The sequence below is a fragment of the Sphingobacterium siyangense genome, assembly GCF_023277505.1.
In the GTDB taxonomy this organism is placed as follows: Bacteria; Bacteroidota; Bacteroidia; order Sphingobacteriales; family Sphingobacteriaceae; genus Sphingobacterium; species Sphingobacterium siyangense.
The window spans coordinates 3,629,795-3,653,703 of the sequence record NZ_CP080574.1 but is presented as its reverse complement, the minus strand read 5'-3'; the positions used below and the strand labels follow the sequence as shown (position 1 = coordinate 3,653,703).

Below are 23,909 nucleotides of genomic sequence, written 5' to 3'. Positions count from 1 at the left end.
CGACTAATAAAACATTAGCCGCCTTTTTTGTGTTAATTCTAGGTTAATCAATCGATTGCGTAGATATTTTTTATTACATTGCGGCGCATTAACAAAATATACACTTAAAATTGAGACATACATGTGTGGAATTGTAGGATACACAGGTTATCGTCAGGCGTATGGTATCGTCATTGACGGATTACAAAAGTTAGAATACCGTGGTTATGACAGTGCTGGAGTGGCATTGCATAAAGGTGAGCAGATCGATGTTTACAAAAAGACAGGTAAAGTCGCAAACTTGGAGGAGTTTGTGTATGGCAAAGATCTACAGTCGACCACAGGGATAGGCCACACCCGTTGGGCTACCCATGGTGAGCCTTCTGATCGGAATGCACATCCGCATTATTCCAATAGCGGGCGTATTGCGATGATTCATAATGGCATCATTGAAAACTATGCTTCCTTAAAATCAGAATTAATCAATAAAGGTTATACATTTAAAAGTGATACCGATACAGAGGTTCTGGTCAACTTTATCGAAGAGATCCAAGTGCAGAATGAATGTTCTTTAGAAGAAGCGATTCGTATTGCTTTGAAACGGGTCGTAGGGGCCTATGTGATCCTTGTATTGGAGGCTGGTCATCCGGATCGTATTATTGCAGCGCGTAAAGGAAGTCCTTTGGTGATTGGTATCGGTAAAAATGAGCATTTTTTGGGTTCAGATGCTTCCCCGATGCTAGCATATACCAAAGAAGTCGTTTATATCAATGACTACGAATTGGCTATTATCACTCCGGAGGAGTTGATCCTTAAAAATCTGGGTAATGAGCGCATCACGCCTTATGTCCAAAAATTGGATCTGGAGTTGTCGGCTATTGAAAAAGGTGGCTTTGATCACTTTATGTTGAAAGAGATCTTCGAGCAACCGCAAACGATCTTTGACTCCATGCGTGGACGTCTGGATCTGCAATCCCATCAGATTACATTGAGTGGCATTGAAAAATTTGCGAATGAGATCAGCAATACCAATCGCATTGTGATTGTTGCCTGTGGTACGAGCTGGCATGCCGGACTTATTGCAGAATATGTTATTGAGGAATTATGCCGTATTAATGTAGAAGTTGAATATGCGTCGGAATTCCGCTACCGTAATCCGGTTATTCATCCAGGGGATGTTATCTTGGCGATTTCCCAAAGTGGTGAAACGGCTGATACATTGGTTGCGTTGGAAAATGCGAAAAAACAAGGCGCTATTATATTGGGGGTTGTCAATGTTGTTGGATCTTCTATCGCACGACTTTCGGATGCAGGTGCCTATACACATGCTGGACCTGAAATCGGTGTGGCGAGTACAAAAGCATTTACGGCACAGTTGACTGTATTGAACCTGATCGCCTTAAAGATTGCTTCTTTGAGAGGCTCGATCAGCGAAGAACGTTATCAAAAACTTGCACAGGAATTAAATGAGGTGCCTGAAAAGGTCCAGTGGATTTTGGATACGCAGGTTGATAAAATCAAAACCATCGCCAAAAAGTACAAAGATGCCCGAGACTTCCTTTTCTTGGGTAGGGGGTATAATTTCCCGGTTGCCTTGGAAGGTGCGCTTAAACTCAAGGAAATTTCCTATATCCATGCCGAAGGTTATCCTGCAGCAGAAATGAAGCATGGGCCTATTGCATTGGTTGACGAGAACTTACCGGTTGTTTTTATCGCTACAAAAGATGCTTATCACGAGAAGATTGTTTCAAATATTCAGGAGATCAAAGCGCGTAAAGGAAAGATTATATCGGTGGTTACCAAAGGCGATGCTGTTTCAGAAAATCTATCGGATGATTTTATGGAAATTCCGGAGGCCGATGAGATCATTGCTCCATTGATTTCGGTTGTACCATTGCAACTGCTATCGTATTATATTGGTGTAGAGCTAGGCTTGGATGTGGACAAACCACGTAACCTGGCGAAGTCGGTAACTGTAGAGTAAGGAGGCCGATGAGTGTATTGAAGAAGAAACCTTTGGAACAGCTGGGCTATGGATTTATCCCAGATGAGTTTATTCCAACAGGACAGGACGAATATACCCTGCGCTTTCAGCAAAACCCGCGTAATGACTATCGTGATCTGACGGAAACGGAGGTTCAACAGTTGATTAACAATGGAAACTGGTCCAGAGACTGGTCCAAGGTCAAAGTATCGGCAGTCTTTGATCCGAATCAGGTTCAGCACTGTAAATTCTATGGTCTGGTCCGTATTGGCAATTTGAGTCCGAGTTACCTGGATTACCGCAATTTGCAGCTGCCCATTGGCCTGTATCATTCGACGATCATCAGTTCGGACTTTGGCGACGATGTTGCTGTCCACCATGTGGGTTACTTGTCCTACTTTATTGTTGGTAATGAAGTGCTGTTGAGCCAGATCAAGGAAATGGAGACCGGTAGTACAGCCAAATTCGGTAATGGTATTCTCCGTGATGGTGAAGAGTCAGAAAAACGGATCGAGCTGGAACTCTGCAACGAAAATGGTGCCCGTTCGGTTTACCCTTTTGATGGTATGCAGGCTGCAGATGTGTACCTATGGACCCGCAATCGACATGATCATACTTTACAGCAGCGATTTGGAGAACTGACTGATCAGAAATTTGGAAGTCAACGGGGCTATTACAGTCAGATTGGCGACCGTTGCGTCATCAAAAATACGTTAACGATCAAGAATGTCAAGATCGGAACTGATGCTTATATCAAAGGGGTGAGTAAGCTGAAAAATGTAACCGTCAATTCCTCGCAAGAATCGTATACACAGATCGGAGAGGGTTGTGAGCTTGTTAATGGAATTATTGGCTATGGCTGTCGTATATTTTACGGCGTTAAAGCTGTACGTTTTATCCTGGCTTCCTATTCGCAGTTGAAATATGGCGCGCGCCTAATCAACTCTTATTTGGGAGACAACTCGACAATTTCCTGTTGTGAAGTGTTAAATTCCTTGATTTTTCCAGCGCACGAACAGCACCATAACAACTCGTTTTTATGTGCGGCATTGGTGATGGGCCAAAGTAATATGGCTGCTGGAGCAACCGTAGGATCCAATCACAACTCCAGAGCTGCGGACGGTGAAATTATTGCGGGACGTGGTTTTTGGCCTGGACTCTGTGTGAGCCTAAAACACAACTCCAGGTTTGCATCGTATTGCCTTATTGTAAAAGGGGATTTTCTGCATGAACTGGATATCAAGTTGCCTTTTACCTTAGTGAGCAATGACGTACAACATGATCAACTGGTCTTGATTCCGGGGTATTGGTTTATGTACAATATGTATGCTTTGGTACGGAATGCCAATAAGTATGCGGCGCGGGACAATCGACATTTTAAAAACCAATATTTTGAATACGATATGTTGGCACCGGATACGGTGAATGAAATGTTTGAAGGGATGGATATGCTGGCCTTGGCCGTGGCAGATAGTCTCCACAATGCAGTTGGGAAGGATAAGCACGAACGTATTGTTGCCGGCCGGGCACTGCTTGCCAACAACATGGACCTAAAAGATCAGACAATTTTGCTGCAAGGAGCCGAAAATTCACGCAGACCGACTGTTATTCAGAAGGTTGGCGAGGCTTATCATTTATATCGTTCGTTTATTAAATACTATGGTGTACTGCACCTGATGGATGCCCTCGAGGAAGACCTGTCACTGCAGGATATTATTGGAACCTTATCGGGTAGATCGCGTACGAGCTGGGAAAATATAGGTGGACAGCTGATCGAAAGCAATGCCCTGCAAACTTTCCTAGATGACGTCAAATCAAAAAAAATAGATTCATGGGATGATATTCATGAATTCTATCATGATAAAAGTAAAGCATACCCCTTAGATAAACGTGAACATGCACTCTTGTCTTTAATAGAAATCTTAAATTTGGAAGGTATGGTTTTATCAACAGATAAAATTGTATCTTTGTTGGATCAGGCGCTTGGACACCGTATCTGGATTGGTGAACAGATTTATAAATCCCGTGCCAAAGACTACAAAAATCAGTTCAAAAACATGGTTTATGCCAATGATGAAGAACGTGATATTGTGGTAGGAAAACTAGAGGAAAATTCTTTTATCAATCAACAACAAAAAGAATTAGAGATATTTAAGATAAGGGTTGCTAATTTGAAAGGGCAATTTTAAAAGAAAGGCTTCCGCTCGGAAGCCTTTTCTTTTTTTGTGAACCACGTATTAACGGTCTTGACAGCTGGTAATATCCCAAAAGTGGCGTTGTATATTCTTTTTCTGCGATAGCCAGAAGTGGTCAAACTTTGATTTCTTCCTGTGCTGTGAAGCGCATCGCAGGTCCTTAGTCGTTGATCTTATCAAGTGGTTTGCGTTTATTGTCTTTGATCTGCTTAAAGTGGCTTGGCGTCAATCCGGTTACTTTTTTGAATTGATTGCTTAAATAAGCAACACTGGAGTAATTGAGTTTATAGGCAATTTCACTCAACGTAAGTTCATCGTAAACCAATAACTCTTTGACATATTCAATTTTCTGGCCGATGACGTATTTTTCGATGGTTATGCCTTCAACATCCGAAAAAAGATTGGAGATGTAGTTGTAATCATGGTGAACTTTCGTGCTGATGATTTCGGAAAGATTAAGGGTGGTGTCGTTATGTTGATTACGGATAAGATCCAATACGATATGTTTTACCTGTTCGATGATGACGGTTCTTTTATCGTCAATCAATTCAAAACCAAGTGCCGAAAAATTTGAGGCAAGTTGCTTGCTCTCCGCTTTGGTCAGCTCTTCTTCAATCTCAACCTGGCCCAAAGAAATATGCTTAACATGGAGATTGAGCTTAGCCAATTCATTTTCAACAACCATAATGCATCTATTGCATACCATATTCTTTATTGCAAGTTTCATATATAAATTATTACTGATTTAAGTCTGCATCCAATGGTAGTTATGAATGCTTCACATATTGTCGTTTAGAGGTCCTATGGAATTTCCTGTTGATTTTGTGCAGGTGTATTTAATTCTTGGATGCCGTGCATGCTGTGATGTGGTCATCGGTATTTGTGTTTATCACATTGGATATTCCATCGGAATTATTTTAAATACAAGTTACTAATGTAAACTCAAAAATCGATAATTTATTAGACATGGGGTTGTAATATTTCGGGTTTATCTTGTAGTATTTTGAAAACGGGGTATAGGGTTAAATAGGGGGAACGGCTAAGCGGCCAGCGGATGAGCGTAATGGGCGGGCCATTCGACGCTTTAGCCTTGAGGACGTTAGGGGTATGTTTCAGTCAAGAGTTATTTTAGTTATGTCTTTATTCCAGTTAGGGTTTTATTTCAATAGCTGTGCCTATCGGAACAGCATCAAAAAGTTCGTCAATCTCTGCATTTGTAAGTGCCATACAACCGAAAGTCCAGTCCATGTGGCGCTGCAATTTACCGATAAAGCCTAGTCCGTTTCGAAGTCCGTGGATCTTGATGTCGCCACCGGCATCTTTTCCTAAACTTTTGGCGTGGGCAATATCCTGTTCATTTGGGTAGGAGACCCCCAGGTTTTTGTGATAGCTGCTATATTGATTTTTATCGTTGATCGTGTAAAGCCCTTCGGGTGTTTTTAAATCGCCTTCAAATTCTTTGGCGCCCACAGGTTGGCCGCCCAATGAAATACGGTAAGATTTTAGGAGCTTTCCCTTACTATAGGCCAATAGTGTTCTTTTTGATTTATAGACGATAAGCTTGTCTACTTTGGCATGCTGATCCAACGTTGGTTCTGGATAAAGATTATAGCCTATCAGGCCCAGGCAAAGTAAGATGACGAGGCTGATTACTGTTTTTAAAACTATTCGACGATTTCTTGGTCGCTTCATCTTGGAGATTGTTAGCTAATGGATAAAACGTTTAGACCGAGTGCCTAACCTAGGGCCCTGCACTCGGCCTACTCATGTATTTTGATGCTGCAGCTTAGAATTCGCGGTCAACATCTTTGTCGCCACGTCCCGAGAGGTTCACAATAGCGACTTTGTTTTTGTCTTTTAGCAATTTCACCGCAAGGGCAACAGCATGGGATGATTCAATGGCCGGAATAATACCTTCCAGTCGGGAAAGTAGCTTGTAGGCTTCAATCGCTTCTGCATCTGTCACGGGGTGATAGTTTGCACGATTGCTATCTTTTAGCTGGGCATGTTGTGGCGATATCCCCGGGTAGTCAAGGCCTGCAGACACCGAGGTTGACGGGATCGGGTTGCCCTCATCATCGACCAAACAGTACGAAAAGGTTCCCTGGAATACGGTTGGTTTGCCAAAAGAAAGTGTCGCAGCTGTTTTTGGATAAGTTCCGGTTCCACCGCCTTCGCCACCATGAATTTCGACCTCATGATCATCGAGGAAACCCGAAAATAAGCCAATGGCATTTGAGCCACCACCTACACAGGCGAAGATGCTGTCTGGAAGGCGCCCTTCCTGATCAAGTATCTGCTGGCGTGCTTCCTTACCGATAACGCTTTGAAAATAGCCGACCATTTTTGGATAGGGGTGCGGGCCGACATGAGATCCCAGTAGATAATAGGATGTTGGATTTTCAACGTAATACATCAAGGCCGCATCGACGGCATCCTTCAATGTACGGCTACCTAAGTTGGTCGTTACAACTTCGGCGCCTAACAATTCCATGCGTTTGACGTTCAGCGCCTGGCGTGCAGCGTCAATTTCGCCCATAAATACTTTACATGGTATGTTTAACAATGCAGCCGCTGTTGCTGTTGCAACACCGTGTTGACCGGCGCCAGTTTCGGCAATGATCTCTGTTGCTCCCATCTGTTTGGCCAGAAGAATTTGACCGATACAGTTGTTTATCTTGTGGGAACCAGTATGGTTGAGATCTTCCCGCTTCAAATAGATTTTGGAGCCAATATACTCACTTAAATTCTTGGCGTAATATAAAGGTGAGGGGCGACCGACATAATGTTTTAAGATCGCAATAAACTCTTTCTGAAATTCTTCTTTTTGGACATGGCTATCGAAAAAAGAAGCCAGTTTATTTAATTGTTCTTCCAGTACCGGGGGGATATAAGATCCGCCGTACGCTCCATATTGACCATTGTATTGGAGCATCTTTTCGTTTGCTTCGACAGATGCTGCTTGTGTTAGACTCATTTTAGGCTTAAGTTTCTTGTTGTAAAAGGATATATTATTTATTGAAGCCTAATATAGTAATCTTTGCAGGTATTGGAAAAAAACAAGGCATCTTTTCTAGAAAAGATGCCTGTTAAATCTTGTATTTGCAAATAAGGGCTTATTGCGCCCTGTTTTAAGCTTTGGTTTTCCGGAAGATAAAGTAGAAACCCACCAGAATAAAAGGTATACTCAGCAATTGGCCCATGTTTAAAGCCATACTTTGCTCGAAGGCTTCCTGATCAATTTTAAAATGTTCCAAGACCATACGGGCGCCAAATAATAAGACCAGGAATATGCCAAATAATTGACCTTTTTGGCGATTGGGATTCGATTTGAATAGGGAACCGATGATAATAAAGATCAAAATATAAGCGATTGCTTCATAAAGCTGTCCCGGATGGCGCGGTACATTGTCGACACGTTCGAAGACAATAGCCCAAGGTAAATCTGTAGGGGTACCAATTATTTCAGAATTGAAGAAGTTTCCGATACGGATAAGTGCACCGGCAATAGGGACTACGACAACCAATCGGTCCGCTAGCCATAGAAAGTCGGTTTTTGTTTTTCTGCAGAATAAATATAGCGCGAGAATAATGCCGATGGCGCCGCCGTGAGAAGCCAAACCTGCAAAGCCGGTGATATGAAATCCTGTTTTATCCCATTTAAATGGAAGGAATATTTCAAGTATATGATCTTTGTAATAGTCAAAATCGTAAAATAGGCAGTGTCCTAATCGAGCTCCGATCAAAGTGCCCAGGAAAATATAAATTGAAAGCTGATCCAGCTGTTCTTGTGTGCGGCCTTCCTTTTTGAATATACGCAACATGATCACGTATGAAACAAAAAACGCTAATAACCAGCATAAGGCATAATAGCGAAGGGCAAAGGCGCCAAAGTTGAACATTTCCGGGTCAATATTCCAATGTATTGCACTTAATATTGAATTCATAAATTTTATAGCTGTTTAAATTACTTTGGAGTAAAGATAAGCTTTAATCTCATTTTTTATTCCTACAATTTGTTTTTAAATATAATATCATTGGGCTGCGAACTTAATTGATTCATCGTGAATGAAATATTGTCTTTTGCTGATCCTTTTTACTAAAATAAGGGGCTATGATCTAAAATAAATTGCGCAAACAATATTTCAAAAAACATTTTTACTTTTGCATTTCATTGAAATTTTCATATTTTGACGAAAGTAAATAGAAAAGGAAAAGATGGCAGAAAAAAACAAGAAAAAAGAGCCGAAGCACAACGCGGTTGTGACTAAAGATTCGCTTTCATTTTTTGAAAAATATATCAATAATGCTTCTCCTACAGGATTTGAGTGGGAAGGACAGCGACTGTGGTTGGATTATTTGAAGCCTTATGTCGACGATACATTCGTTGACAACTACGGTACAGCTGTAGGGGTAATCAATCCAAAAGCGGAGTACAAGGTCGTTATAGAGGCGCATGCGGATGAGATTTCTTGGTTTGTCAATTACATTACAAAAGATGGACTGATCTATGTGATTCGTAACGGTGGTTCAGATCACCAGATTGCACCGTCTAAGCGCGTGAATATCCATACGGAAAAGGGTATTATCAAAGCTGTATTCGGCTGGCCGGCAATTCATACACGTTCGGGAGAGAAAGAAGAAAATCCTTCGCTGAAAAATATCTTTTTGGACTGCGGCTGTAGTACCAAAGAAGAGGTTGAAGCCCTAGGTATACATGTGGGCTGTGTTATTACCTACGAAGATACATTCTCTATCCTCAACGACCGTTATTATGTTGGGCGGGCTATGGACAATCGTGCCGGTGGTTTTATGATCGCTGAGGTTGCTCGTTTGCTAAAAGAGAATAAAAAGAAATTGCCATTTGGATTATATATCGTAAATTCGGTGCAGGAAGAGATTGGTTTACGTGGCGCCGAAATGATTGCAGATCGTATCAAACCGAATGTCGCTATCGTAACCGATGTGACACATGATACACAAACTCCGATGATCAATAAGATCACGCAGGGAGATCTGTTTTCAGGAAAAGGCCCTGTATTGTCGTATGCTCCAGCGGTTCAGATCAATCTGAATAAACTGTTGGTTAAGGTTGCTGAAAAGAATAATATTCCTTTCCAGCGTCAGGCTTCCTCTCGTTTTACAGGAACTGATACGGATGCATTTGCTTATAGCAATGGTGGTGTACCGTCGGCATTGATTTCTTTACCGCTCCGTTATATGCACACAACAGTGGAGATGGTACATAAAGAAGATGTTGACAACGTGATCAGATTGATCTACGAGACATTATTGAATATTGAGAACGGACAAGACTTTAGAACATTTACAAAGTAGAATTTAAGAATATATTAACTTATCATTAGAATTATTATGGAAAATAACCAAAATCAAAACGAATTGAGCATTGAGTTGACAGAAGAAGTAGCAGAAGGTACCTACTCAAATCTTGCGATTATCACTCACTCTAATACTGAATTTGTGGTTGACTTTATCCGTGTGATGCCAGGAGTGCCAAAAGCAAAAGTGAAATCAAGAATCGTTTTGACTCCAGAGCATGCAAAACGCTTGTTAGGTGCATTGGTTGATAACGTGAACCGTTTCGAAGCATTAAATGGCCCAATTAAAATGGACTTAGGTGTTGCTGAACAACCTCAACAAGGTGGCGATCCTACAGTTGCATTCCCTTTTGGAACGCCACAAGGTCAAGCATAGTTGATAGCAGCTATCATTGAGATATCGAAGCGCCAATTGAACATTGGCGTTTTTTTTATGTCCTTAATTTTAGCAAAGTCTTTCCGATACTCCGATTCGGTTCATGTATGAAAAAGACGATTGCCCTAACTGCCTGTTAAGGTATAAGATCATCAAGATCTATATTAAAATTGAAAGATCTGCATACCAGATAGTATCTATTAACATTTTTTAATCAGTGTTTAAACAGTAATAAGTCAGTGCATATTCAGTCTACACTGAGCAATCACTGAACGAGCACTGAACAATCACTGAGTAAGCACTGTCTAAAATATGAAACTGGGTGCCATCTGGCGTTCGCTTGTTGCCACCTGCTAGTTTTGGACTTGGCCTTTAGTTTTACTAAATTTAAATAACTAATTTCAAAAAGGAGATTTATATGGATATTCAAGTGCGTAACTTGACAAAGAAGGATTATGTTGATTTGAAAAAATCGATGGAAGAGGCTTACGATGGTGTTGGCGAAACCTGGTCAAAGGAAAATATTCAGGATTTGATAGAATTATTTCCCGAAGGGCAGTTATGTGTGGAGATTGATGGACATGTGGTGGCTTGTGCCTTGTCGATTATCCTGAATTCAAAGAAGAATAATATTTACGATAGTTATTATGATATTATCGATGACGGTAAGTTTACCAAACATAGTGATGATGGAGATACACTGTACGGAATAGAAGTATTTGTCCATCCGGCACATCGGGCCCTACGTCTTGGACGCCGTCTCTATGATGCACGTAAGGAGCTGTGTGAACAGATGAACCTCAAATGTATTGTTGCCGGGGGGCGTATTCCCAATTACCATAACTATGCGGATAAAATGAGTCCGCGGGTTTACATCGAGAAAGTCAAACGTAAAGAGATCTATGATCCGACGCTGACCTTTCAGCTTTCAAATGATTTTCATGTCAAAAAAATACTTAAGCATTATCTGCCCGAAGATGCTGAATCCATGGAATTCGCTACTCTGTTGGAATGGAATAATATTTATTATGAGTCAGAGACGCGTTCCATTTCGACGACCAAGCAGACGATCCGCTTGGGACTGGTGCAATGGCAGATGCGCTTATTTGATAATCTTGAGGCATTTTACGATCAGATAGAATTCTTTGTGGATACGGTGAGTGATTATGGAACCGATTTTATTATGTTTCCGGAATTCTTTAATACGCCGTTGATGAGTCCGTATAATGATCTTCCCGAGCGCCTGGCAATGGAGAGGCTTGCGCAACATACCTCAGAGATTATCGATCGTATTCAACAGTTTGCTGTATCCTACAATGTCAATATCATTGCCGGGTCGATGCCTTTGATGGAAAACAAAAAGCTGTATAATGTTTCCTACCTCTGTCATCGCAACGGTAAGCTGGATGCGTTTAAAAAAATTCACATCACCCCAAATGAATTTAAATATTATGGTATGGTGGGCGGAAGTGAGGTGAAGGTGTTTGACACCGATTGTGGTAAGGTGGGACTGTTGATCTGTTACGACGTAGAGTTTCCTGAACTGAGCCGTATTTTGGCCGATCAGGGGATGCAGATCCTATTTGTGCCCTTTATGACGGATACCCAAAACGGATACATCCGGGTGCGTACCTGTGCACAGGCTAGGGCGATAGAAAATGAATGTTATGTGGCTATTGCCGGTTCTGTAGGTAATTTGCCGCGTGTGAATAATATGGATATACAATATTCGCAGTCCGCTGTTTTTACCCCTTCGGACTTTGCCTTTCCCAATAATGCCATTAAAGCTGAGGCGACACCGAATGCCGAAATGGTGCTTATTGCTGACGTTGATCTTTATGCCCTGAGAGACCTGCATGAGTACGGTACCGTTAAAGTCAAGAAGGATAGACGGAAGGATTTGTATGAAGTTAAACTTTTGAAGTAAATTTAAATACTCTTTTAATCTCTTAAAATATGATACAAAAAGTCAAATGGGGGACGCTATCCATAGTCTTAATGATGATGTCATGTCAGTCAAATAAGAAAAGCGATACTGCTCAGGAGGTCCGCACAAATTTTTTTGATGTCTCAGGCATGGATACCACAGTGAATCCAGGAGATAATTTCTTCCAATATGCGAATGGAAGCTGGATGAAAAATACCCAGATCCCGGCTTCTGAAACTGGCTGGGGTTCATTTTATATTCTTGCTGATGAAAACCTGGCAAACCTGAAATCTATTTTGGAAGGTGCGGCGAAGTCTGATAACAAAAAAGGTTCCGATCAACAAAAGGCCGGCGATTTCTATGCGAGTGGTATGGATACGGTGACGATTGATAAATTGGGCGCGAAACCGATCGAAGGGGCCATTCAAAAAATCAATGGGTTGAAAAGTATCGATGAATTGATTGCTTATGCTGCGGATGGATTTAAAGAGGGTGATGGTGATCTTTTTACATTTTATGTGGCTGCAGATGACCGTATCAGCACTAAAAATGCATTGCAATTTTTCCAGGGGGGACTTAACCTGCCTGAAGCAAGTTATTACTTGGATCAGGATGACAAAGCGAAGAAAATCCGGGAGGCCTATGTTGCGTATCTGGTAAAATTATTCGGACTAATCGGCGAAGGGGCAAATGCACAAAAGTCGGCAGAGGAAGTGCTGCGCTTGGAAACAGAAATAGCCAAATCGCATGCTACACCGGTGGAATTGCGCGATCCCATCAAAAACTACCATAAATTTGCGGTACAGGAATTTCAAAAGCAAACACCAAACCTCAATTGGAAAGATATTTTGCAACGTTTGGATGTAAAGACCGATACCATTTTGGTACAGCAGCCCAAATTTTATCTTGCTTTGAATAATTTGTTGAAATCACAGTCCTTAGATAGTTGGAAAACAAAACTAAAAGCAGATTTAGCGAATGCTTCTGCGACGGCACTGAGCAAAGGTTTCAGAGATGCAAAGTTTGAATTATTCGGAAAAACCCTGAATGGACAGAAACAGGAGAAAGAGCGTTGGAAGCTGATGGTGAGCTCGGCCGACGAGAACCTTGGCGAGATTGTCGGGAAGCTGTATGTGGATGAGTATTTCAAACCCGAGGCAAAAAAACGAATGCTCGAATTGGTCGACAATTTGCAAAAAGTCTATAAGAGCCGTATCGAGAAATTGGACTGGATGACGCCTGAAACCAAAAAGAAAGCAATTGAAAAATTGGAAGCGTTCACCAAAAAAATCGGCTATCCGGAGAAGTGGAAAGATTACAGTGATGTGGAGGTTGCCAAAGATACCTACTATGCCAATTTACAGTCTGCTGCAAAGCATGCCTATAAAGAAATGGCAGGTAAAATTGGTAAACCGGTTGACAAGGCCGAATGGCTGATGACGACACCTACGGTGAATGCCTATTACAATCCACCATATAATGAAATAGTATTCCCGGCCGGCATCTTGCAGTTCCCATTCTTTGATGCCAATGCGGACGATGCGATCAATTATGGCGCTATCGGTGCCGTTATCGGACACGAGATGACACATGGTTTTGACGATCAGGGGCGTCAATATGATAAAGACGGTAACTTGAACGATTGGTGGACGGCAGTGGATGCGAAACAGTTTACGGAACGCGCCAATCAGGTAGCGAAGTTATATGGTGGCTTTACACTGTTGGACAATCAACATGTAAACGGTGAGCTTACTTTAGGTGAAAATCTGGCAGATATCGGCGGTTTGAATATTGCTTATGATGCTTTCAAATTAACCAAGCAAGGGCAGGGACAGGATAAAATTGATGGTTTTACACCAGATCAACGTTTCTTCCTGAGTTTTGCGCAAGTGTGGCGCGTAAAGAGCAGCGATGAGCGCATGCGGTTACGTTTAAAAGTTGATCCACATAGCCCCGAACAATTTCGGGTAAATGGTCCCGTATACAATATGGGGGCCTTCTATAAAGCATTTAATGTACAACCTACGGCAAAAATGTATGTAGCACCTGAGAAGAGAATTTTGGTTTGGTAAGCGAAAACTGGGGTGAACAGCATTGTCCCGATACGGATTAAGACAATGCTGTTCAACTGATAACGTTTAATTGGAAACGAAAAAGTAAATTTGTCTTTGAATTATGATAAAAACTGATTACTTTTGCCCTTCATTTAATAACACATTTAATTAATTAACAATGTACGCAATAGTAAATATAGCAGGACAGCAATTTAAGGTTGCAAAAGACCAGTTCCTTTTTGTACACCGTTTACAAGGAGATGAAGGCGCTAGTATTGAATTTGACAATGTATTGTTAGCAGAAGACGGTGGTAAATTTACCATTGGTACACCTAGCGTTGCTGGTGCAAAAGTTTCGGCTAAAATTTTGTCTCATTTAAAAGGCGATAAAGTTATCGTTTTCAAGAAAAAACGTCGTAAAGGCTACAAAAAGAAAAACGGTCACCGTCAACAATTTTCTAAAATCCAGATCACTGGTATTACGTTATAATTGAATTTTTAATCAGACAAATAGTCTTAAATTAAGATAAAGAAATGGCACACAAAAAAGGTGCGGGTAGTTCTAAGAACGGCCGTGAGTCACATAGCAAGCGTTTAGGTATCAAAATCTTCGGTGGTCAACAAGCAATCGCTGGTAACATCATCGTACGCCAACGCGGTACACAACACAATCCTGACACAAACGTTGGTATTGGTAAAGACCACACATTGTTCGCTTTAGTAGACGGTAAAGTAGTTTTCCGTAAAAAAGCTAACAATAAATCTTATGTATCTGTAGTTCCTACAGAACAAGCGTAAGGTTTTGCAACAATATTGGAAAGGCATCAAGAAATTGATGCCTTTTTTTGTTGTTTATACTTTTAGCTACTGTTCCGATGTGTCTGCTATCGGGTGATGCTGGAGCAGGATAGCAGGCTGCTCTGCGGAATTGCTACCTGGTATATTGAATTTATCGTGCTTGGTACTGAGCTTTTTAAGCTTTTTGGGCTGTTTAAATTGTTATTTTCTGTTAAATGTAACCGTTTTGGTACAATTTTTATAAAGGATAGGTGTTTTTAAGACAATAGGCAAAGCATTCGTAAATATCACTGGATGCAAGCACGATTGAATAAATACTTACATATGAAATACAACAAGTTTGGATATGGTTTGTGTGCCGGGTTATTTGCCTGTTCATTTTATTCCTGTAGTTCGATTTACATGCCCAATGTGCCTTCAGCGCCGATGTTTGCAGAAGCTGGCGAGGTCTATGTTTCCGGCAATATCAATTCAAAGGCCAATGTATCGGCCAACCTGGGGGTAGCTGTAACTGATCATGTGGCTGTCATTGCCAATGGTTCATATGTCGATAATAGATCCAATATCAAAGACTATGCACAAAAGATGGGTGAAGCGGGGATAGGTTATTTTACACGCTTTGGTAGAAAAAATAATCGTGTATTTGAGGTTTACGGGGGCTATGGGCTGGGTAATACCAGCGTGGTTGATAAGCGTTCGTCGACGATGGGACAGGCCGTTGTGGAAACGAAGGACATGGATTTTGACAAGGTGTTTGTGCAGGTGAACTTTTCATCGGAGAAAAAGGATGCTCTGAAATTGTTCGGCAACCGGCATGATATCGATTACGGTACCATTATCCGGCTGAGCAATATGCGTATGAAAAATTTTGCTATTGATGGTCTTCCGGCAGAGAAAGAAGATAATATGCTTATTGAACCTGTATTTTATACAAGAATGGGGTTAGGGAAAGGATGGAAGTTGCAATATACGAACGGTATGGTATTCGGTTTTAAAAGTAATACCTATTTAAAAGCAGGTTACCCATTGTTTACACTGGGAGTTTTATATAAATTTGGAGGAAAATAGTGGCTATGAGCAAGAAAATTTTATTTGGATGTTTGGTTCTGCTGGGTTTGTTTATTTCCGGCTGTGGTGTGAATCGACAAAAGGCACAGATCGAAAATTTGGCGAAATGTAAGTTCGATGTGGAATCGGTAGATAGTATTCGGTTGGCTGGAACATCATTGCAACGACTGATCAGGAATAATCAAATTGACCTGGGAGCGGCGCCGAGCTTGGCATTGGCCTATTTGCGGAAAGATATTCCATTGGATGCAGTTATCCGACTTAAAATTGATAACCCGACGCTCAAAAAAGCGTCTATTAATAAGTTCCAGTATATCATTCTTTACGGCGGACAGCAGCTTGTGGAAGGGATTGTGAATCAATCATTACAAATAGAGCCCGGAGAATCTACAGTGGCCAATGTGCGTATAGCCACCAATATCTATGATTTGTTGAAGAATTCGGACCTGCAGGATTTTTTAATGTCAAGCGATGAGAATAAAAAGGGAATATTTACGTTAAAAGTTAAACCTTCTATCAATATCGCAGGGCAGTCGGTGTTCTACCCGGGGTATATTACCATCGATAAGGCGGTAAGTCGTAAGATTCTGCTTTAGACACAGGCATGCTGTGATAAGATATCGAGGTTTTCCATGAAAATGGAAAACCTTTTTTATTGATCTTGATTTTCAGGCTAATTAAGTTCCCCGAGGATCCTAATCAGTATCTTGCTAAATCGTTATTACGAATGGACTATTATGTTAAGAATTAAACTGTAATAAAAAAGTTATAGTGTCAAAGTGTAAAGTATACACCTTATTTTATATTTTAGTCTCTAATTACAAACCTAAATATGTTAAAAAGAATCTTTATTCCTGTTTTGTTATTTGCTGGCGTGCACGCTATGGCTCAGAAGACGTTCGAACCGTATGAGCAACCCATTGAAGGAACCAATCTGACGTTCAAAATGCTAGCAATCCCTGGTGGTAGTTTTAAAATGGGAACTACAAGCGGCGGGAAAGAAGATGAAAAACCTGCACATGAGGTGAAGTTGGACCCATTTTGGATGGGGCAGTATGAAGTAACCTGGGATCTCTTTGAACCGTTTCTGTATAAAGATTATGAGATCGCAAAGAGTAAGGACGGTAAAGTATCCAAAGAGATTGATGCCGTTACGCGACCTACCAAACCCTATTTGGATATGACTTTTGGTTTTGGAAAAGAAGGACACCCGGCCTTGGCGATGACCCATTACAATGCCATCCAATTCTGTAAGTGGTTGTATGTCCGTACGGGTGTGTTTTATCGTTTACCAACAGAGGCTGAGTGGGAATATGCAGCCCGAGCTGGTTCAAAGACAACTTATTTTTTCGGTGATCAAGCAACGCCATTAGCAGATTATGCCTGGTTTAAAGATAACGGTGAACAGAAAACACATATTGTAGGACAGAAGAAACCGAACCCTTGGGGCCTTTATGATATTTATGGCAATGTTGCTGAGTGGACTTATGACCAATATAAGGCCGATAGTTACAATGAAGGCAAAGGAAAGGTATTGACCAACCCCGTAGTTGTTCCGACAACCCTGTATCCACATGTTGTACGAGGTGGTGCTTTTGACAGTGGGGCCGAGGACATGCGCTCTGCAGCGCGTGGTGCTTCAGATCCCATGTGGAAACAGTTGGATCCACAAATTCCAAAAAGTAACTGGTGGTTTCCGGAAGCCCCATTTGTGGGTATGAGACTGGTAAGACCCCTTAATCCACCCAGTCACGAAGAAATTATGGCTTATTACGACAAACAGCCAATCAAAGACTTTTAATATAAAATAATCAATATAAAACTGTTATGGAAAATCTAGAAAGAAGAGATTTTATTAAAACTTCTGCTGTAGTTGCTGGGGGCGCTGTGTTGAGCTCAATGCCTTTATCAGGTGCATATGCTGCTGGTTCAGATGTTATCAAAGTTGCCTTAGTGGGCTGTGGGGGCCGCGGAACTGGAGCTACATTTGATGCGTTAAGTTCGGGAATGAACATTAAAGTGGTGGCACTTGCAGATGCTTTTAAAGATAATTTAGAAAGTACTTATAAAACGCTGAAAGAAAAATGGCAAGATAAGATCGATGTAAGTGACAACCATAAATTTGTAGGGTTCGATGCGTATAAAGATGCAATTCAATTGGCCGATGTTGTTATTTTGGCAACTCCTCCAGGATTTAGACCAATGCATTTTGAGGAAGCGATCCGTCAAGGTAAACATGTTTTCATGGAGAAACCGGTAGCGGTTGATATACCTGGTGTACAACAGGTCTTACGTGTGGCTGCAGAAGCTAAACGTAAAAAATTGAATGTTGTGGTTGGTTTGCAACGCCGTTATCAAACGAATTACCGTGAGGCTATCAAACGTATTCACGAAGGTGCTATCGGTGATGTTACCTCTGGACAAGTCTACTGGAACTCAGGTGGCGTATGGGTGCGTCCGCGCAAGCCAGAGCAAACTGAAATGGAGTACCAAATGCGTAACTGGTATTATTTTAACTGGTTGTGTGGCGATCATATCGTTGAGCAGCACGTGCACAATATTGATATCGCCAATTGGGTAAAAGGCGCTTATCCCGTATCGATCCAAGGTACAGGGAGCAGAGCACACCGTACAGGCAAAGAGTATGGTGAAATCTATGATAATTTTGCATTAGAATTAACCTATGCTGATAACAGTGTTGTTTATAGTCAGTGTAGACACTTTGAGGGTATACATAACCGTGTAGACGAGCAATTCCAGGCAACAAAAGGACGTGCTTATCTTTCTGCAGGTGGACAGGCTGTATTGTACGACTGGAAAGGAAAAGAAATCTATCGCCATGATGCCAAGGGCAATCCAAATCCTTATCAACAAGAACATAAAGAACTTTTTACAGCAATTTCGAAAGGCGAATATAAATTTGATAATGCAGAATATGGTGCTTATAGTACGTTGACAGGTATTATCGGGCGTATCGCTTGTTATACAGGTAAGGTGATCAAATGGGATGAAGCCTTGAAATCTACTATCAAACTGGGGCCAGATGTACTTGCCTGGGATGCTAAACCAAAGTTACTTCCGGATGCAGAAGGTTTTTACCCTGTAGCGATGCCTGGTCAAAACACAAACCTATATATTTAAGTTTTGGGGCCGATGGGATTAAGGTGGAATTTGTGTCTTCTATTTTTTGTCACGATTTGTTGCATTGATGTACAGGCGCAAATACCATCAACGAAACTCCATAAAATTCGGCTGGAGGGACCCGCGCAGGGCACTCAATTCCATATCACTTACTTCGCTTCCGACAGTCTTGTTAGACGGTCGGAAGTTGACAGTATTTTAACGGCGATCGATTTGTCGATGTCAATTTATCGGAAGGACTCGAGAATATCCAAGTTCAATACAGATACGGTAATGTCTATCGTGATGGATAGTCATATGGCCAAGGTGATAAAAGCTTCCTTTAAATATCATAAATTATCGAAAGGTCAATTCGATATTACTATTGCCCCGCTAGTCAACCTATGGGGCTTTGGTGCTAATAAGAGTCCGGTCGCCCCAGATTCGGCGACAGTGCTAAAAGCGAGGGAACTGATGGGAATGCACTATCTGAAGGTTAGCGGCAATCGGCTGTTCAAAAAGAAGAAAGGGATTAAAATAGATGTCAATGGTATTGCCCAGGGCTATACGGTGGATGTTTTGGCCGACTTTCTTGGGCGAAAGGGAATTGCCAATTATATGGTAGAGGTCGGTGGTGAAATCAGGGCTTTGGGGACTCCGCCAGGTGGACAGGGCTTTTCCATTGGTATTGTTCAGCCCGATGATGCGGGCGGGGAGGAATTGATGACCGCTGTTGCGCAGCTCAAAGAAGGGGCGCTCACAACGGCCGGCAGTTTTGAAAAGTTTATTAAGTACAAAGGGAAAAAATTGGGTCATCATATCGACCCTGTTTCGGGTTTTCCATACATGACCGATATATTGAGTGTCAGCGTCTATGCGAAGACTGCTATGGAAGCAGATGCACTGGATAATTATTTTATGGGCATGGAACCCGAACAAATTAAGACAAAGGCCAAAAAATTGAAGGGTGTGGAGGTTTTTGTCATTTTTAAAAATAAAAATCAGTCCATTGAAGCGATTTATTCGGATGGATTTGGTAAATTATTTAAAAATTAATCAATTATAAATAAAATGAAGAGATCGGATTTTATTAAAGGTAGTCTTTTGGCCGCCGGGGCAGGACTAGCTGGGCAGACTTTTGCGTCAACCACTCAAAATACAGCAAATACGATGGATAAAGGAAAGACATTTAACTTAAATTATGCCCCCCATCAGGGGATGTTCAAAAATCATGCAGGTGACAATTTCCTGGATGAAATTCGGTATATGTATGATTTGGGATTTCGTGGAATAGAAGATAATGGCTATTTGGGCAGAACATTGGATGAGCAGAAGAAGATCGGTGATTTATTGGCTAAGTTAGGCATGACAATGGGTGTATTTGTTGTGGATGGCGGACAAAACTGGATGCCTTCTTTAGCGACGGGTAAACAAGAGTATTTAGACAAGTTTGTCGAAACATGCAAGAAGTCTGTCGAAGCTGCCAAGCGCTGCAATGCAAAATGGCTGACTGTGGTCCCTGGCTTTTATGAAAGAAAACTGCCTTGGGGTAATCAGTTCAGCAACATACTTACTGCGATGCGTAAGGGTGCTGAGATCTTTGAACCACATGGTTTGGTGATGGTGTTGGAAACCTTAAGTGATACACCAGATTTATTTTTGCAGCAAACACATGAGACGTATGCTTTATGTAAGGCCGTGAACAGTCCATCCTGTAAAATTTTATATGATATTTATCATATGCAGCGTACCGAAGGAGATTTAATTGCAAATATGAATCGTTGCTGGGATGAAATTGCTTATATTCAAATCGGCGATAATCCAGGCCGTAAAGAACCGACTACAGGAGAGATCAATTATAAAAACGTATTCAAACACATTCATAGTAAAGGATATAAGGGTATCATGGGGATGGAACATGGTATTTCCAAACCTGGTAAAGAGGGTGAGGATCGCTTGGTGGCGGCTTATCGGGAGGTCGATAGCTTTTTGTAATATTTTAATAGTGTACTATTGACAATTAGATTTAATTTCTTAAATTGAGCAGGTAAAACCAATTAGTAGTATTGTAAAACACCATTTTTTTTATGATTTCATCAACAATAAAATTTAAACTATCCTTCATGATGTTCCTCGAATTTTTTATTTGGGGGGGATGGTTTGTCACATTAGGTACTTTCTTGAGCAAAAATCTACATGCAACGGATTTTGAAATGGCCAATGTATTTTCAACACAGTCATTGGGTGCTATTATTGCTCCCTTTATTGTCGGAATGATTGCAGATCGCTATTTCAATGCGGAGCGTATTTTGGGTGTTTTACACTTGGTCGGTGCGGTATTGATGTATCAGATGTATGGTGCTGCAGATATGTCGACATTTTATCCGTATGTATTGGCCTATATGATACTTTACATGCCAACATTAGCTTTGGCTAGTTCGGTTTCCTTTCGCCAATTAACCAATCCGGAAAAACAATTTTCAGGTATACGTATCTGGGGAACAATCGGTTGGATTGTTGCAGGTCTTGCAATCAGTTATATCTTTAGATGGGATGCTGCTGCATCAGAGGGAGCCTTGAAAAATACCTTCTTAATGTCAGGTGTTGCCTCATTGGTACTCGGGGTGTTTTCTTTTGCATTGCCTAAAACACCGCCGGTTAAACTGGATGAAAATGAAAAACCATCCTTTGCATCAATCATTGGTCTGGATGCGATCAAATTATTGAAAGACAAAAACTTTTTGATTTTTTTCATTTCGTCGGTATTGATCTGTATTCCTTTGGCATTTTACTATTCAAATGCAAATTTGTTCCTTTCAGAAATAGGTCTGGAAAATCCAACGGGTAAAATGACAATCGGTCAGGCATCGGAAGTATTGTTTTTATTAGCCTTACCTGTATTTTTTACAAAATTTGGCTTTAAGAAAACAATCCTTGTGGGGATGTTGGCTTGGGTAATCCGTTACCTGTTATTTGCTTATGGCAATGCGGGTGAATTATCGTTCATGTTGTTGATCGGTATTGCATTGCACGGTATCTGTTATGACTTTTTCTTTGTTTCGGGACAGATTTATACAGATAGCAAAGCTGGTGTTAAATACAAATCAGCAGCACAGGGCTTGATCACTTTGGCAACCTATGGTGTTGGACAATTGATCGGCTTCTGGGTAGCAAGTTATGTCGGAGACAAGTACAAAGAATTGAAAGCAACTGATATGGCGGCATTCTGGAATCATACTTGGGTTGTACCTGCAATTATCGCAGCTGTTGTATTTTTTATCTTTTTAGCTTTATTTAAGGACGAAAAGATCGACAGTACAAATGCTGCACATTAAACAGAAAAAATAACTATTTAAAAACAAATAATTAGAAGAGAGATGGCAACAAATACTTATGACGCAATTGTAATCGGTTCGGGGATAAGTGGTGGATGGGCTGCGAAAGAATTGACAGAGAAAGGGCTGAAAACAATTATGCTGGAGCGTGGTCGTAACATTGAACACATCAAGGATTATACTGCGCCAAATAAAAATCCATGGGAATGGCCTCATGCTGGCGGTCGTACGCAACAAATGATCGAAGATTATCCGGTTTTGCGTAGAGATTATCCTTTGAATGAGAAGAACCTGGATTTTTGGGTAAATGAAAAAGAGAGTCCATATACCGAAGTAAAACGTTTTGACTGGTACCGTGGGTATCATGTTGGTGGACGTTCTTTAATGTGGGGAAGACAATCTTATCGTTTGGGTGATTTGGATTTTGAAGCTAACTTGAAAGATGGCCACGGTGTGGATTGGCCGATTCGTTATAAGGATATTGCCCCTTGGTATAGTTATGCTGAAAAATTTGCGGGTATCTCTGGAAATAGAGATGGTGTGCCATCTTTGCCCGATGGAGATTACATGCCTGCAATGGCGATGAACATTGTTGAAAAAGACCTGGCTGAGCGTTTGAAAAAACAATATGGTGGTCAACGTCATTTCATCATGGGTAGAACAGCAAACATTACCGTTCCGCATCATGACCGTGTAAATTGTCAATATCAAAATCAATGTTGGTTGGGCTGTAACTTTGGTGCTTATTTCAGTACACAATCGGCGACTCTTCCTGCGGCAAAAAAGACAAATAACTTGACATTACGTCCTTTTTCCATCGTAACAAAAATTATCTACGATAAAAACACGAAAAAGGCAAAAGGCGTTGAGATTGTTGATGCTGAAACAAACCAAACTTATGAATTTTTTGCTAAAGTGATTTTTGTTTGTGCATCTGCATTGAACTCGACTTGGGTATTGATGAACTCGGCTACAGATGTTTGGGAAGGCGGACTTGGTAGTAGCAGCGGTGAATTGGGCCACAATTTGATGGATCACCATTTCCGTTGTGGTGCTGGTGGTAAAATAGATGGCTATTTGGATAGCTATGTATATGGGCGTAGACCAACAGGTTTATATGTACCACGATTCGTGAACGTCGAAGGTGATACCAAAAAACGAGACTATGTACGCGGATTTGGCTACCAAGGTGCTGCGGGTCGTGGACGTTGGTCTGGTGCTGTTGCCGAGATGGAAGTAGGTGGCGCTTGGAAAGATGCAATCTGTGAGCCAGGCGACTGGACGGTTGGCTTCACCGCATTTGGGGAAACCTTGCCATATCACGAAAATAAAATTACACTTGACAAGAGCAAAAAAGATAAATGGGGCTTACCTGTATTGTCTTTTGACGCTGAGATCAAGGATAATGAATTGAAGATGCGTGGTGACATGCAAAATGAAATGAAGGAAATGTTGGAAAGCATTGGCGTAAAGGATACCTATACATACGATAACGTATATGGTCTGGGTCAAGGTATCCACGAAATGGGAACTGCCCGTATGGGGCGTGATCCAAAAACTTCGGTATTAAATGGTAACAACCAAGTTTGGGATGCATTGAATGTTTTCGTAACGGACGGTGCATGTATGACTTCTGCAGGTTGTGTCAACCCTTCATTAACGTATATGGCGCTTACTGCTCGTGCGGTTGATTTCGCAGTGAGCGAATTGAAAAAAGGTAACATCTAATAGCTA

20 protein-coding genes are annotated in these 23,909 nt (G+C 41.2%); 16 read left to right on the top strand and 4 right to left on the bottom strand.

What is annotated here, in order from left to right:
* Positions 1–121 precede the first annotated feature (121 nt).
* The gene (glmS, locus tag K2F45_RS15090) at positions 122–1,963 is read left to right on the top strand and encodes a glutamine--fructose-6-phosphate transaminase (isomerizing) (RefSeq protein WP_075992901.1); all 1,842 of its coding nucleotides are present in this window, start codon (positions 122–124) and stop codon (positions 1,961–1,963) included.
* 8 nt (positions 1,964–1,971) lie between these two features.
* Positions 1,972–4,152 carry a DUF4954 family protein gene (locus K2F45_RS15085; protein ID WP_075992900.1) on the top strand — a complete coding sequence of 727 codons (2,181 nt, stop codon included), beginning with the start codon at positions 1,972–1,974 and terminating at the stop codon, positions 4,150–4,152.
* Between the two features lie 166 nt (positions 4,153–4,318).
* Here the strand turns inward: K2F45_RS15085 and K2F45_RS15080 are convergent, their stop codons facing one another.
* The 4 genes from K2F45_RS15080 to lgt all read right to left on the bottom strand — a co-directional run bounded on the left by K2F45_RS15080 (position 4,319) and on the right by lgt (position 8,105).
* Entirely contained in the window at positions 4,319–4,885 is a 567-nt protein-coding gene (locus K2F45_RS15080; protein WP_075992899.1) for a helix-turn-helix domain-containing protein, read from the bottom strand.
* A 422-nt stretch (positions 4,886–5,307) separates the two neighbouring features.
* Positions 5,308–5,850 (bottom strand): L,D-transpeptidase family protein, encoded by a 543-nt coding sequence (locus K2F45_RS15075; protein ID WP_075992898.1) that lies wholly within the window; start codon positions 5,848–5,850, stop codon positions 5,308–5,310.
* A gap of 94 nt (positions 5,851–5,944) precedes the next feature.
* Positions 5,945–7,135, bottom strand: coding sequence for a tryptophan synthase subunit beta (gene trpB / locus K2F45_RS15070; protein ID WP_216640366.1), 1,191 nt, complete (start codon positions 7,133–7,135; stop codon positions 5,945–5,947).
* Between the two features lie 154 nt (positions 7,136–7,289).
* A complete protein-coding gene (lgt, locus tag K2F45_RS15065) occupies positions 7,290–8,105 on the bottom strand; it encodes a prolipoprotein diacylglyceryl transferase (protein WP_075992897.1) in 816 nt (271 codons plus the stop codon).
* Positions 8,106–8,376: 271 nt separating this feature from the next.
* Between lgt and K2F45_RS15060 the strand changes: the two genes are divergently transcribed.
* The 14 genes from K2F45_RS15060 to K2F45_RS14995 all read left to right on the top strand — a co-directional run bounded on the left by K2F45_RS15060 (position 8,377) and on the right by K2F45_RS14995 (position 23,903).
* Positions 8,377–9,495 (top strand): M42 family metallopeptidase, encoded by a 1,119-nt coding sequence (locus K2F45_RS15060; protein WP_248931756.1) that lies wholly within the window; start codon positions 8,377–8,379, stop codon positions 9,493–9,495.
* Positions 9,496–9,531: 36 nt separating this feature from the next.
* The gene (locus K2F45_RS15055) at positions 9,532–9,873 is read left to right on the top strand and encodes a DUF3467 domain-containing protein (protein WP_046672455.1); all 342 of its coding nucleotides are present in this window, start codon (positions 9,532–9,534) and stop codon (positions 9,871–9,873) included.
* A 418-nt stretch (positions 9,874–10,291) separates the two neighbouring features.
* Positions 10,292–11,800, top strand: a complete 1,509-nt coding sequence (locus tag K2F45_RS15050; RefSeq protein WP_248931755.1) for a carbon-nitrogen hydrolase family protein — start codon at positions 10,292–10,294, stop codon at positions 11,798–11,800.
* A 29-nt stretch (positions 11,801–11,829) separates the two neighbouring features.
* A complete protein-coding gene (locus tag K2F45_RS15045; protein ID WP_248931754.1) occupies positions 11,830–13,872 on the top strand; it encodes a M13 family metallopeptidase in 2,043 nt (680 codons plus the stop codon).
* A 160-nt stretch (positions 13,873–14,032) separates the two neighbouring features.
* Positions 14,033–14,344, top strand: coding sequence for a 50S ribosomal protein L21 (gene rplU, locus K2F45_RS15040; protein ID WP_028068281.1), 312 nt, complete (start codon positions 14,033–14,035; stop codon positions 14,342–14,344).
* Positions 14,345–14,388: 44 nt separating this feature from the next.
* Positions 14,389–14,652, top strand: coding sequence for a 50S ribosomal protein L27 (rpmA, locus tag K2F45_RS15035; protein ID WP_046672918.1), 264 nt, complete (start codon positions 14,389–14,391; stop codon positions 14,650–14,652).
* Between the two features lie 324 nt (positions 14,653–14,976).
* The gene (locus K2F45_RS15030; RefSeq protein ID WP_075994835.1) at positions 14,977–15,720 is read left to right on the top strand and encodes a hypothetical protein; all 744 of its coding nucleotides are present in this window, start codon (positions 14,977–14,979) and stop codon (positions 15,718–15,720) included.
* A gap of 5 nt (positions 15,721–15,725) precedes the next feature.
* Complete coding sequence (locus tag K2F45_RS15025; protein WP_075992892.1) at positions 15,726–16,316, top strand: hypothetical protein; 591 nt, start codon at positions 15,726–15,728, stop codon at positions 16,314–16,316.
* Positions 16,317–16,552: 236 nt separating this feature from the next.
* Positions 16,553–17,521 (top strand): formylglycine-generating enzyme family protein, encoded by a 969-nt coding sequence (locus K2F45_RS15020; RefSeq protein WP_248931753.1) that lies wholly within the window; start codon positions 16,553–16,555, stop codon positions 17,519–17,521.
* Between the two features lie 26 nt (positions 17,522–17,547).
* The gene (locus K2F45_RS15015) at positions 17,548–18,861 is read left to right on the top strand and encodes a Gfo/Idh/MocA family oxidoreductase (RefSeq protein ID WP_046672915.1); all 1,314 of its coding nucleotides are present in this window, start codon (positions 17,548–17,550) and stop codon (positions 18,859–18,861) included.
* A gap of 12 nt (positions 18,862–18,873) precedes the next feature.
* Positions 18,874–19,896, top strand: coding sequence for an FAD:protein FMN transferase (locus K2F45_RS15010; protein WP_075992890.1), 1,023 nt, complete (start codon positions 18,874–18,876; stop codon positions 19,894–19,896).
* Positions 19,897–19,911: 15 nt separating this feature from the next.
* Positions 19,912–20,835, top strand: coding sequence for a hydroxypyruvate isomerase family protein (locus tag K2F45_RS15005; protein WP_075992889.1), 924 nt, complete (start codon positions 19,912–19,914; stop codon positions 20,833–20,835).
* Positions 20,836–20,930: 95 nt separating this feature from the next.
* Entirely contained in the window at positions 20,931–22,175 is a 1,245-nt protein-coding gene (locus tag K2F45_RS15000) for a nucleoside permease (RefSeq protein ID WP_075994834.1), read from the top strand.
* A 42-nt stretch (positions 22,176–22,217) separates the two neighbouring features.
* The gene (locus K2F45_RS14995) at positions 22,218–23,903 is read left to right on the top strand and encodes a GMC oxidoreductase (protein WP_075992888.1); all 1,686 of its coding nucleotides are present in this window, start codon (positions 22,218–22,220) and stop codon (positions 23,901–23,903) included.
* Positions 23,904–23,909: the final 6 nt, after the last annotated feature.